Annotated in this window: 10 protein-coding genes; 4 read left to right on the forward strand and 6 right to left on the reverse strand. The window is 62.8% G+C overall.

Annotated elements, in window-relative coordinates; translation table 11 throughout:
• Positions 1-98: 98 nt before the first annotated feature.
• Entirely contained in the window at positions 99-1,421 is a 1,323-nt protein-coding gene (gene radA, locus PSN43_RS02550; RefSeq protein ID WP_272699148.1) for a DNA repair protein RadA, read from the reverse strand.
• 118 nt (positions 1,422-1,539) lie between these two features.
• Here radA and PSN43_RS02555 point away from each other — a divergent pair, with 118 nt between their 5' ends.
• Both PSN43_RS02555 and PSN43_RS02560 read left to right on the forward strand, forming a co-directional pair.
• Complete coding sequence (locus tag PSN43_RS02555; RefSeq protein ID WP_272699149.1) at positions 1,540-2,235, forward strand: AzlC family ABC transporter permease; 696 nt, start codon at positions 1,540-1,542, stop codon at positions 2,233-2,235.
• Positions 2,228-2,551, forward strand: a complete 324-nt coding sequence (locus PSN43_RS02560) for an AzlD domain-containing protein (RefSeq protein WP_272699150.1) — start codon at positions 2,228-2,230, stop codon at positions 2,549-2,551. Before PSN43_RS02555 ends, PSN43_RS02560 begins: the two co-directional genes overlap by 8 nt.
• A gap of 142 nt (positions 2,552-2,693) precedes the next feature.
• Here PSN43_RS02560 and PSN43_RS02565 read toward each other — a convergent pair whose 3' ends face one another.
• The gene (locus PSN43_RS02565; RefSeq protein ID WP_272699151.1) at positions 2,694-3,866 is read right to left on the reverse strand and encodes a pyridoxal phosphate-dependent aminotransferase; all 1,173 of its coding nucleotides are present in this window, start codon (positions 3,864-3,866) and stop codon (positions 2,694-2,696) included.
• A gap of 235 nt (positions 3,867-4,101) precedes the next feature.
• Here PSN43_RS02565 and PSN43_RS02570 point away from each other — a divergent pair, with 235 nt between their 5' ends.
• Both PSN43_RS02570 and PSN43_RS02575 read left to right on the forward strand, forming a co-directional pair.
• Positions 4,102-4,845 carry an SAM-dependent methyltransferase gene (locus PSN43_RS02570; protein ID WP_272699152.1) on the forward strand — a complete coding sequence of 248 codons (744 nt, stop codon included), beginning with the start codon at positions 4,102-4,104 and terminating at the stop codon, positions 4,843-4,845.
• 295 nt (positions 4,846-5,140) lie between these two features.
• A complete protein-coding gene (locus PSN43_RS02575) occupies positions 5,141-7,390 on the forward strand; it encodes a vitamin B12-dependent ribonucleotide reductase (RefSeq protein ID WP_272699153.1) in 2,250 nt (749 codons plus the stop codon).
• Positions 7,391-8,235: 845 nt separating this feature from the next.
• Here PSN43_RS02575 and PSN43_RS02580 read toward each other — a convergent pair.
• From PSN43_RS02580 to PSN43_RS02595, 4 genes are all read right to left on the reverse strand, one after another.
• A complete protein-coding gene (locus PSN43_RS02580) occupies positions 8,236-8,484 on the reverse strand; it encodes a hypothetical protein (RefSeq protein ID WP_272699154.1) in 249 nt (82 codons plus the stop codon).
• A gap of 14 nt (positions 8,485-8,498) precedes the next feature.
• Positions 8,499-8,969, reverse strand: a complete 471-nt coding sequence (locus PSN43_RS02585; RefSeq protein ID WP_272699155.1) for a 23S rRNA (pseudouridine(1915)-N(3))-methyltransferase RlmH — start codon at positions 8,967-8,969, stop codon at positions 8,499-8,501.
• Complete coding sequence (locus PSN43_RS02590; protein ID WP_272699156.1) at positions 8,970-9,626, reverse strand: metallophosphoesterase family protein; 657 nt, start codon at positions 9,624-9,626, stop codon at positions 8,970-8,972.
• A gap of 316 nt (positions 9,627-9,942) precedes the next feature.
• Positions 9,943-12,360, reverse strand: a complete 2,418-nt coding sequence (locus tag PSN43_RS02595) for a Lon protease family protein (protein WP_272699157.1) — start codon at positions 12,358-12,360, stop codon at positions 9,943-9,945.
• Between the last annotated feature and the right edge of the window lie 79 nt (positions 12,361-12,439).

Raw genomic sequence — 12,439 nt, forward strand, 5'->3', positions numbered from 1 at the left:
CGCCGCGCATCGGCGCGGAGGGGGCGTTACGTTGTTTGCGCGATGGGCGCGTTGAGGCCGAGGATATCACCGTTTGGATGAAAATGTCATGCGGCGCGCTATCTCTTGCCGAAGAGCGTCCGTTGCAGGTCGGCCAGGGTGGGAGCGGTTTCCGAATGGCAGATCGGGCCGTGCCCCAACCGTCCGGCCTGTTTCATGCGGACGTCGTGGGCGGCCACCGGGCGCACCTGGCCGTTGAGGTCTATCTCGCCCCAGAAGACGGAAGCCTCGGGCAGGGGCTGGTCGTAGAAGGACGACATGACAGCGGCCACCACGGCCAGGTCCAGGCCGGGGTCCTTGGAGGCGAGCCCGCCGGAAATCTTGGCGTAGATGTCGTGTCCGCTCAGGTTGAGCCGGAGGCGCTTTTCGAGCACGGCCAGCAAGAGGTTCAGCCGGTTGGTGTCGAAGCCGAGGGCCGTGCGCCTCGGAATGGACAGGAACGATTTGGACACCAGGGCCTGGACCTCCACGGCGAAGGGCCGCTGCCCGTCCACGGCCAGCGCCATGGCGGTGCCGGACAGGGACGGGTCGCGCGCGCCCAGGAAAAAGGTGGACGGGTCCTCCACAACCTCCAGGCCGCGTTCCTTCATGGTGAAGACCACCAGTTCGTCGTTGGGGCCGAACCTGTTCTTGAGCACGCGCAGGATGCGCGAGAAATGCTTGCGGTCGCCTTCCAGATACAGGACCGTGTCCACCATGTGCTCAAGGAGCTTCGGCCCGGCGATTTGCCCGTCCTTGGTCACGTGGCCCACCAGGATAAGGGTGGTTCCGGTCTTTTTGGTCTTTTCGACCAGCTCGCTGGACACCGCGCGCACCTGGCTGACCGAGCCGGGGATGCCTTCGGCCAGCGGCGAGGCCAGGGTCTGCACCGAGTCCACGATGAGCAGCTCCGGAGGGTTCGGCCCTTCCAGCACGGCCAGGCCGTCCTCCACCTTGTTGGTGGCCATGGCCATGAGGCCCGGTCCGAGCAGCCCCAGCCGGGACGCCCTTGACTTGAGCTGCGGCAGGGATTCCTCGCCCGACAGGTAGACCGCCGTGCGGCCCAGCCGCGCCTGGCTCCCCGCCAGTTGCAGGAGCAGGGTGGACTTGCCGATGCCCGGCTCGCCGCCGAGCAGGATGGCCGCGCCCGGCACCAGGCCCGTCCCGAGGAGGTCGTCCAGGGAGGGCAGCCCGGTCGGCCTGGCTCCGAGGTGTTCGCTTTCCAGGTCCTCCAGGAGTTGCGGCGAAGTCTGCGACGCGGCCGCGCCCACGGGACGCGCGGTCTTTTTGAACACGGTCACCGCTTCGAGGGTGTTCCATTCCCTGCACGACGGGCATTGGCCCTGCCAGCGGGGGGACTGTGCGCCACAGGCGGCGCAACGGTAGGTTTCCTTGGTTTTCATGAGACGAAGTATCCCGTTATTTGAGGACAAAAGTCCAGCCCCTTGGGCGGGGGCGGTCGGCAATTAATCCGTTGACGGCGGACGGGCCGGACTGTACCCCGTTCGAACGGAACAAGGCATGAACGGAAAACGGCATTTCTTCCGCGACGGCGTGCGCGACTCCATTCCCATCCTGTTCGGCATGGCGCCGTTCGGGCTCATCTGCGGCGCGGTCTGCGTCAATGCGGGGATGCCCGAGTGGGCCGCCGTGGGCTTCTCGACCATCATCTACGCCGGGGCGAGCCAGTTGGCCGCCGTCCAGCTCATGACCGACCACGCCTCCCTGGCGGTGGTCGTCCTCACCGGGTTGGTCATCAATGCCCGCTTCCTCATGTATTCCGCGTCACTGGCCCGGCATCTCCAGGGGATTCCCCTCGCGCGCCGGAGCCTGCTCGCCTACATGCTTTCGGACCAGGCCTACGCCATGGCCATCGCCCGCTACGGCCGGGAGGACGGGGCGGCCGTCGACCGCCCTGCATACTTCTTCGGCGCGGCCTTCATCATCTGGCTCTGCTATCTGGTCGGCGCGGGGCTCGGGGCGTCGGTCGGCGCGTTCATTCCCGCTTCCTGGGACCTGGGTTTCGCCATTCCCCTGACCTTCATCGCCGTGGTCGTGCCCGCCATCAAGGACCGCCCTTCGGCGTTGGCCGCTCTGGCCGCCGGGACCGTCGCCTGCCTGGCGGACGGGGTCCCGTACAATCTCGGGCTCATGGCCGGGGCCGTGACCGGCATCCTGACCGGATACCTGGCGGAGAGGAGAGCACGACATGGTTGATATGGCCGACTATTGGCCGGTGGTTCTCGCTCTTGGCCTGGGAACTTTTCTCCTGCGCTTTTCCTTCATTCTCATCGTTGACCGGGTGAAATTTCCCGAAGCCGTGGTGCGTATGCTCCGCTTCATTCCGGCTTCGGTGCTGCCCGCCATCATCGCACCGGCTGTGCTGCTTCACGGCGCGGATGCCGGGCCGACCGCTTTAGCCAGGCCCGTTGCCGCCGCTGTGGCTGTGCTGGCGGCCTGGAAAACCCGCAATATTCTGGTGACCATCATCAGCGGGATGGGAACGCTCTGGCTCCTGCGGGCCGTGCTCTGACCTCGTCGCGGGCCGCGAGAGCGGGCAGCAGGGCAGAAAGCCCCGAACCTGGTCGGTTCGGGGCTTTTGTCTTTCTATCGTTGGGGAAGGCCGTTTCGGAGACCGCCTCGCCGTTCCCGTAAATTATCGGGTGCGCGGCGGTCTATTTGCCGAGCAGCACCGACCCCACCTTTGCGAGGGCGGTTTTCAGGACCTCGTCATCCACCGCGTAGGAGAAGCGGATGCACTTGTCGTCGCCGAAGGCCGAACCGGGCACGAGGGCCACGCCGACCTCTTCGAGAATCTTCGTGCACATGGCCGCCGAGTCGGGGGCTTCCTCGGTGTAGAACTTGTCGAGCACCGGGAAGAGGTAGAACGCTCCATCGGGTTTGGGGCAGGGAGCGCCCCATCCGGTGATGATTTCATAGGCGAGGTCGCGGCGGCGCACGAAAGCCCGCTTCATTTCGTCCACCACGTCCCACGGCCCGGTCAGGGCGGCCAGGGCCGCGCGCTGGGTGATGGAGTTGATGTTGGACGTGGACTGCCCCTGAATCTTGGTCATGGCCTTCACGAGGTCCTCGTGGGCCAGGGCGTAGCCCACGCGCCAGCCGGTCATGCAGAACGACTTGGACAGCGCGCCCACGATGGCGATGGTCTCGGGATGCGCCTCCCAGGTCTTGGCCAGGGAGACCGGCTCGAACGGGGCGTAGACCAGCCGGTCGTAAACCTCGTCAGAGATTATGAAAATGTCGTGCTTCCGGGCCCACTCGGCGATGGCTTCCAATTGCTCTTGCGTATAGCAGCAGCCAGTGGGGTTGGAGGGCGAGTTGAGAATGAGCACCGTGGCCTTGTCCGTGCGCGCGGCTTCCAGCCCTTCCACGGTGACCAGGTAGCCGTCGTCGGCCGTGGTGGGCACGAACACGGACCGCCCGTCGGCCAGTTGGACCATGGCCGGGTAGCTGACCCAGTAGGGCGCGGGAATGAGCACGTCGTCGCCGGGGTTCACCAGGGCCATGATGAGGTTGTAGAGAACCTGCTTGCCGCCGTTGCTGACGATGGCGTTGGCCGCTTTGGCCTTGGCCCCGTAGAACCTGTCGTAATAGCCTGCCACGGCTTCGCGCAGTTCGGGGATGCCCGGCACCGCGGTGTATCGGGTGAAGCCTTCGTCCAGGGCCGCCTTGGCGGCTTCGCAGACGTTGGGCGGGGTGGAGAAGTCGGGCTGGCCCACGGCCAGGCTGATGATTTCGCGGCCCTGGGCTTGGAGCTCCTGGGCCTTGGTGTTGACTGCCAGGGTGGCGGACGGCTTGATCCTCGCAAGACGTTCGGAAATACGCATGGAAAAGCTCACTTTCTTCTCGATTAATGTACGGGACCGCTGAATTGCAAATAGACCAAAAGAAATCGAAGGTAAATCCGGTTTACCCGCAATCGGGGAAAAAAATTGCCAGAAGACCGCGTTGGCGGGTAGGTTGCCGATACCGTGCGTCGAACCTTTTTTCGCCGTCATGAGGAATCCCTCGGGCCGCCGCGCGCGTTCCGGTCGTCGAATCTACAGGGAAGTGGAAAGAATAATGGAAATGATTTTCAAGATTTATGAAGGATTGGACCGCGAAGGCCCCGGCAGCTTCGAAATGACCAAGCGGGCCTATGACATGTGCGAAGGGCTGCCCGACCGGCCTGAGATACTGGAGCTCGGCTGTGGTTCGGGCGGGGCGAGCATTCCCCTGGCGCAGATTTCCGGCGGTACGGTTACGGCCACAGATGTGCATCGGCCCTTCCTGGACGTTCTGGTCGAACGGGCCAAGGCGGCCGGGGTGGCCGACCGCATCATCGCCGCGCTCATGGATATGGGCGACATCCAGGCCGAGCCCGAGTCCTTCGACCTCGTTTGGAGCGAGGGCGCGGCCTACATGATCGGTGTTGACCGGGCGTTTGCCCTGTGGAAGCCGTTTCTCAAGCCGGGCGGCTACCTGTGCATCTCCAATGCGGTCTGGCGGATCGATCCCGAAGACGCCCCCGCGGATCTGCGCGAATTCTGGGATAACTGCTACCCGGCCATGGGCACCGCCGAGTCCTGCAACGCGGCGGCCAGGGCGGCGGGCTACGAGCCTGTCGGCAATTTCACCATCGACGCAGGCTGCTGGGAAGCATTCTACGGCGACGTGGAGCGGCGGCTCGACGAGGTCGAACTCCTGTACGGAAATGAGCCCGAAGGCCGGACCATAATCGATCTGAGCCGCGTGGAAATCGATTTCTACCGGCGTTACCCGGAAGCCGTCGGCTACGAGTTTCTCATCCTGGCGAAGCCGCGTTAGCGGTCATGCCCGGCAAAGTCCCCACGCCCCTCGCGCAGAGGCGGTTTTGGCCCTCCTGTCGACGAAAAAGTCATTCCGAAAACGACAATTTTGAAATAGGAGTGATTCTCAGGTGGCGGTCGCCCGGGAAGCCCCGTACTGTGCGGCTTTCCGGTTAATTTGTGCGTAAAATCAATTTTAAGCTGGCGTTTTCGGGCTGGTTTCTGTAGTCTAGAAAATCTCTAGCGCCAGCGTATTTTGTTGCTGCGCTCTTCAAAAAATTTTTAATATTCTAATACGTTACGAAGGTTTCTCTATGTCCGCACCCAAAATGCCAGCCAGTCTTCCGGAACCGATCATCAATGAAAACGCAAAGATAGTTTTGCAGCGCAGATACCAACGCAAGGATATGGACGGCGTGGTCTACGAGACGGTCAGGGAACTGTTCTGGCGGGTAGCCTCGGCCATCGCAGGCGAGGAGGCCAAGTACGAAAAGTCCACCACCAAGCCCGACAAGCTGGCCCGGGATTTTTACGACCTGATGACTTCCTACCGCTTCCTGCCCAACTCGCCGACCCTGATGAACGCGGGGACCGGGCTGGGACAGTTGGCCGCCTGTTTCGTCCTGCCCGTCGAGGACGACATTGAAGGCATCTTCGACGCCGTCAAGTTCGCCGCCATGATCCACAAGTCCGGGGGCGGCACCGGCTTCGCCTTTTCCCGTCTGCGGGCCAAGGATTCGGTGGTCGGCTCAACCGGCGGCGTGGCTTCCGGGCCGCTCTCCTTCCTCAAGATTTTCAACTGCGCCACCGAACAGATCAAGCAGGGCGGCACCCGGCGCGGGGCCAACATGGGCATCTTGCGCATCGACCATCCGGACATCATGGACTTCATCAAGGCCAAGGAGCGCGACGGCGAGCTGAACAACTTCAACCTCTCCGTGGGACTGACCGAAGCCTTCATGCAGGCCGTGCACGAAAAAGCGGACTACGATCTGATCGCACCCAATTCCGGCGAGAAGGTCGGCGCCCTCAACGCCCGCGAGGTCTTCAACATCCTGGTCCAGAAGGCCTGGGAATCCGGTGATCCCGGCATTGTTTTCCTCGATCGCATCAACCGCGACAACCCGACCCCGAGCCTCGGCGAGATCGAGTCCACGAACCCGTGCGGCGAGCAGCCCCTGCTTCCCTTCGAGGCGTGCAACCTCGGCTCCATCAACCTGGGCAAGTGTTTCGCGAAGGGCAAGAACGGCAAGGATTCCGAGATCGATTGGGACGAGCTCAAGCGCATCGTCCACCTGTCCGTCCGTTTCCTGGACAACGTCATCGACGCCTCGGTCTATCCCCTGCCGCAGATCACCGAGATGGTCGGCAAGAACCGCAAGATCGGCCTGGGCGTCATGGGTTGGGCCGATCTCCTCTACCAACTGAAAATTCCCTACAATTCCCAGACGGCCGTGGACATGGCCGAGCGGGTCATGAAGTTCGTCCAGGCCGAGGCGCGCAGCGCGTCCAAGCAGTTGGCCGCCGAACGCGGCGCGTTCCCGACCTATGCCGATTCCACCTTCGGAAAGGCCAATCTCGGACCGTACCGCAACGCCACCACCACGACCATCGCCCCCACCGGCACCCTGTCCATCCTCGCTGGCTGCTCCTCGGGCGTCGAGCCCCTCTTCGCCCTGTCCTTCGTGCGCAACGTCATGGACAACGACAAGCTGGTGGAGACCAACCCCTATTTCGAGGCCGCGCTCAAGCAGGCCGACGCCTACTCCAGAAAGCTCATGGAGGAGATCGCCAAGGTCGGGTCCATCCGCAAGATGGATCATCTGCCGGAGCATCTGCGCCATGTCTTCGTCACTTCCATGGACATCGAACCCATCTGGCATCTCAAGATGCAGGCCGCTTTCCAGAAATACACGGACAATGCGGTCTCCAAGACCGTGAACCTGCCCGCTTCCGCTACCAAGGAAGATATCTGGGACATCTACTGGAAGGCCTACGAATTCGGCTGCAAGGGCGTCACCGTGTATCGTGACGGCTCCAAGACCTCGCAGGTCCTGTGCACCGGCGACGGCGACAAGAAAAAGGACAAGGCGGCGCGGGCCGGCTCCATCGTCAAGGATCGCCCGGACGTCATCTACGGCTTCACCCAGAAGATTCCCACCGGACTGGGTATGCTCTTCCTGACCGTGAACGAGGTGGACAACAAGCCCTTCGAGGTCTTCGCCACCATCGGCAAGTCCGGCGGCTCCATCACCGCCAAGGCCGAAGCCATCGGCCGCCTCGTCTCCCTGGCCCTGCGCTCCGGCGTGGAAGTCCGCGAGATCGTCGAACAGCTCAAGGGCATCGGCGGCGAAAATCCGAAGTTCATGAAGAAGCATCTGGTCAAGTCCATTCCGGACGCCATCGCCTACGTGTTCGAATCCCGCTACCTGAGCGGCGACCATGTGGACGGCAAGACCGCATCCCTCAACGGCGACCGCTGCCCCGAATGCGGCGAGCCCCTGGTCTTCGAGGAAGGCTGCCACATGTGCAAGTCCTGCGCTTATACCAAGTGCGGCGGCTAACACCGATCCTTCGGCCAATATGATTAAAAAAGCGCCCCGCAATTGAGCGGGGCGCTTTTTTTGTGCGGGGCGAGACGGTTGGGTGGGGAAATCAGGTGTGGATGCCGCCTTCGGCGGAATTGTCGGGTGATTTCGCCTCCGGCGGGCAAGGGGCGGGCCCCCTTGCAACCCTATCGCCGCTCCTGCGGAGCGGAGGTCTTCTTTGTCTTATGTTTTTCAATTCCACCGTCACGCTTTTCAGGCTTTCGCCGAAAGCGCCCAAAAAGTTTGGGAGGGGAGTTGGAGATGGGGGCTGGGGAAGAAGAGGACCCTTTTCAAAGAGGCCTATAAGGGTAAGAACGCCGCGGAGCGAAAAAAGTCTGCGCCGAAGGCGCTTGCATGGGATGCAAGGGTGCGAGCCCTTGCCCGCCGGAGGCGAAATCACCCGACTATTGCCGCGGAGCGGCTTTCAAGCCTGATTTTCCTCTTCACGGAGCCAAGGGGGAGTTCCCTTTTCAAAGGGGCCTATAAGAGTAAGAACGCCGCGGAGCGAAAAAAGTCTGCGCCGAAGGCGCTTACATGGGATGCAAGGGTGCGAGCCCTTGCCCGCCGGAGGCGAAATCGCCCGACTATTGCCGCAAAGCGGCTTTCAAGCCTGATTTTCCTCTTCACGGAGCCAAGGGGGAGTTCCCTTTTCAAAGGGACCTCTAAGGGTAAGAACGCCGCGGAGCGAAAAAAGTCTGCGCCGAAGGTGCTTACATGGGATGCAAGGGTGCGAGCCCTTGCCCGCCGGAGGCGAAATCATCCGATTATTGCCGCGGAGCGGCTTTCAAGCCTGATTTTTCTCTTCCCCCAGCCGCCGGAGGCTACCCTTCCTCTTCGTCTTCCGCAGCCTCGGCGGCGGCCACACCTTCCTCGGTGAGCAGGGTGGCGTAGGCGTCCTTGAAGATGAGCTTGGTGGCCAGTTCGTCGGCTTTTTCGCCGAGTTCCATGAGCCGTTCGAGGAAATCGAGGATGAGCAGGCGGCGTTCCTCCTCGCCGTTTTCGAATTCGAATTTGCAGTCGCCGGAGTCGAAATAGTTGGCCACGCGTTCCAGGTAAGCGATGTCGAGCATGGTGGATATCTCCGTTAATCGTGATGATAGGGCATGTTTTTGTGGATGGTCCCGGCGCGGTAGAGTTGTTCGAGAAGCAGGAGCCGGGCCAACTCGTGGGGCAGGGTCATGTCGCTCAGGCGGATGGTGTGCCGGGCGGCGGCCTTGACGTCGTCGGACAGGCCGAAGGGGCCGCCGATGACGAAGACGGGGCGTTGGTTGGGCGCGTCGGTCCATTGCTTGAGCTTGGCGGCGAGGCTGCGGCTGGTCAGCCGCTCGCCGAACTCGTCCAGGAGGATGAGCACGTCGCCGGGTTTGACCTTGGCCAGGATGCGTTCGCCTTCGACCTTGTTTTTTTCGGCCGGGGGAAGCTTGCCGGGCGCGTCCTTGATGACGGACTCCTCAAGCTGGAAGAAGCGCGAGATTTTTTTCCAGTACAGGGCGCACCCGTCCTGCGAGAAGCTTTCCTTGAGTTTGCCCACCCATATGAAACCGATTTTGCTCATCTAGACGCGCTCCAGCCGGGCGGTCAGCTTTTCACCGTCAAAGTCGATGCGGACGAACCCGCCGCCTGCGAGCATACCGGGATTGATGACTTGGGTGCCGCCGATGAAGTCCGTGCCCGCCGCTTCATGGATATGGCCGGTGACGGCCAGGTCGGGCTGGACCCGTTCCAGGAAGGCGCGCACGCCGGGGCTGCCTACGTGGAGGCCATTGGACAGCCGGTCGATGATGGTGTCCAGCGGCGGTTCGTGGATGACGCAGACCAGCCGGTCGAAGCCGGACGCCTTGGCGTAGGTCTCATCGAGCCAGCCGGACAGGACGGCTTCAGGGACTTCGCCCGGAGTGCCGAAGGGTGTGGGGGTGGACAGGCCCACGCCCATGAGGCCCAGGCCGGGCGCGAGTTCGCGTACCCGAAGGTGGATGTCCATATCCCGTTCGCGGATGCAGGCGGTCACTTCGTCGGTATCCATGTTGCCGGGTTGGGCCAGGATGCGCGGGTTGATCCGGGCCACGGCGTCCAGCACGCGCCCGCCCGCTTCGCGGCCGCCCCGGTTGGTCAGGTCGCCGGTGACGATTACCCCGTCGGCTTCGGCCAGGCCGGGAACGGATTCCAGCAGGGCGGTTGATTCGTGTATATCGCCGAAAGCTATCCAATACATGTCTGACTCTCCTTGGCAGGGGTTGTCCGACCCTAACGGCGTGCCGGGATTGCGTCAACGCATGGTGTTCGCCGAAAAAATGGAACGATCCCTTTTACTCCCTGAAGACGAAAATCAGGTGTTGAAAGCCGCTTTGCGGCAGTAGTCGGGTGATTTCGCCTCCGGCGGGCAAGGGTTCGCACCCTTGCATCCCCTGTATGCGCTTTCGGCGCGGTTATTTTTCGCTCTGCGGTGTTCTGTCGCGACCGCGGGGAATTAATATAAAGTTCACCCAAAAAAAGCGGGCGTCCTTGTCGGACGCCCGCCTTGCAGGAGTCTATTTCCCTCGGGGATTGGAGGAGGTCTCCATGGCGAGCCTGGCCAATTCAGCCAACCTCTGGTCCACCTTGCGGTAGAGGGTGCCGAGCGGGAACTGGCCGTTCGGGCTGCGCTTGCCGCAACGCAGGCCGGTGAGGATGAACATGGCTTCCTCGATGGATTTGACCGGGAAGATGTGGAATTTGCCCTCGTCCACGGCCCGGACGACTTCGTCCTTGAGCATCAGGTTGACCACGTTGTCGGCGGGCAGGATCACGCCCTGGCGGCCGGTCAGCTTGCGGCGGCGGCAGACTTCGAAAAACCCTTCGATCTTGCGGTTGACCCCGCCCACGGCCATGACCGCGCCGCTTTGCGAAACCGCGCCGGTGAAGGCGTAGGACAGGTTGATGGGCGTGTCGGACAGGGCCGAGAGCAGGGAGGCCAGCTCCGCGCCCGAGGCCGAGTCGCCTTCGATGCCCGCGTAGGACTGCTCGAAGCAGAGGGACCCGGTGAGCACGATGGGCTTGTCCTGGGCGAACAGGCGCACCAGGTAGGACTTGATGATCATCATGCCCTTGGTGTGGATGGGGCCGCCCAGTTGCGCCTCGCGCTCCAGGTCGAGGATGCCGCCGTGGCCGACGCCTACTGTGCAGGAAATCTGGTGCGGCAGCCCGAACTCGTAGTCCCCGAACAGGGTCACGGACAGGCCGTTTGCCCGGCCGGTGCCGAAGCCGTCGGTTTCCACCTTGATGACCTGCCGGTCGTAATCGGCCATGAATTCCTCTTCATAGAGGTTGGCGCGGTAGTCCTTGGCTCGCACGGCCTCGCTCATGGCCGCCTGGTCCACGGTTTCCTTGCCCTCCATGCGGGCCAGGGCCGAGGCTTCGATCATGCGTTCGCGGATCAGCGGGATGAACAGGGACAGCCGCTTCTGGTCCTCCACCAGCCGGGAGGCGAAGTCCACGAGCCCCGCCATGGCCTCGCGGGTCAGAGGCAGGACACCCGCCTCGCGGGCGGTCTGGCCGATGACCGAGAGGTAGCTGCGGATGTTGTCCGCGGTGCGCATGGCGGCGTGTTGCAGGTGCGCCTTGAGCTTGAAGTATTTCGCGAACCTGTCGTCGCTGTAGAGCAGGACTTCGTAATGTTCGTCGGTGCCGATGAGCACCACCTTGAGGTCCAGGTCGATGGGCTCCGGCTGGATGGTCCTGGCGCGGACCTGCTCCGGGTCCACCGGGTCCTCGATGCGCGACTGGCCCGAACGCAGCGCCCGCAGCAGCCCTTCCCAGGAACTCGGGTTGGACAGCAGGTCTTCCACGTTCAGGATGAGGAATCCGCCGTTGGCCTGGTGCAGCGAGCCCGCCTTGATGAGGGTGAAGTCCGTGTACAGCGCGCCCAATTCGGCTTCGCGTTCGATGGAGCCGAGCAGGTTGAAGGCGGTGGGATGGTCCTCCACCACAACGGGCGCGCCCTTGGTTTTGCCGTTGTCCACGAACAGGTTGACCTCGAACCGGGTAAAGAAGTCCTCGCCCGTGGGCATGGACTCGGGCAGCAGGCCGGCAAGGGAGGTGTCGCGGGGCGTGAACTGCTCCACGTTGTCCACCACCTCGTCCACCAGGTCCTCGAAGTAGTCGGCCAGTCCCTTGATGTCCTTGAATTTATCCGCCACCGGCAGGAAACAGTCATCCATCACCGCCTTGGCCGTCTCGCGGCGCAGGGCGTTTTCGGAGTCCCGCATGTCCATCTCGTTCTGGTTGATCTGGCGCAGGATGGAGCTCACCCCGGCCAGCAGCTCTTCGCCCTTGGCCTTGAGCTTCTTGCGATGGGCGGGCTTGAGCTTGTCGAAGTCCTTGTCCGAGACCACCTCGCCGTCCACGATGGGCGACAGGGTCAGTACGCCCTCGTCGTCCAGGCTCAGGGAGAAGTTCTCCTTTTCGGCCGTGTCGTCCATCTGGTTGAACAGCTCCTCGCGGCGGGAGTTGAACTTCTTGACCAGCCGCTCGTGCTTTTTCTGGAAGGTGTCCTTCTCGAACCGGGCGGGAATCTCCTGCCGAATGTGCGTCATCGCCTTGTTCTGGGCCAGCTTGAACTTGCGGCCCCGACCGGCGGGCAGGGACACCGCGATGGGCTTGTCGCTGTCCTCGAAATTGTAGAGGTAGACCCAGTCCGCAGGCGGCGCGGCCTTGGCGGCCGCGGGCTTGAGGAAGGATTGCACGAAGTAGGTGCGGCCCATGTTGGGCTCACCCGCAACGTACAGGTTATGTTCGTTCCCCTTGATTTCCAGCGCCAGGGCCAGCGCGTGGATCGCTCTGGGCTGGAGCTTGGAATAGACGTTCCGGGCCGGGACGTCGGCGCTGGTTTCATAGGGAATCGTGGCCGGGTCCAGGGCAGCCCGCAGTTTGGAACCGGGCAGCCCCTTGGGAAGAGTCTTGTTGATCATTGGCTCTCATTCAGTTTGTTTATGCGCGGCGTTTACACCGTACCCCCGAATCTAAGCCGTTTCCGCCCGCTTGTCACCA

Origin of the sequence: Desulfovibrio sp. Fe33 (assembly GCF_028532725.1) — a bacterium.
GTDB lineage: Bacteria > Desulfobacterota > Desulfovibrionia > Desulfovibrionales > Desulfovibrionaceae > Pseudodesulfovibrio.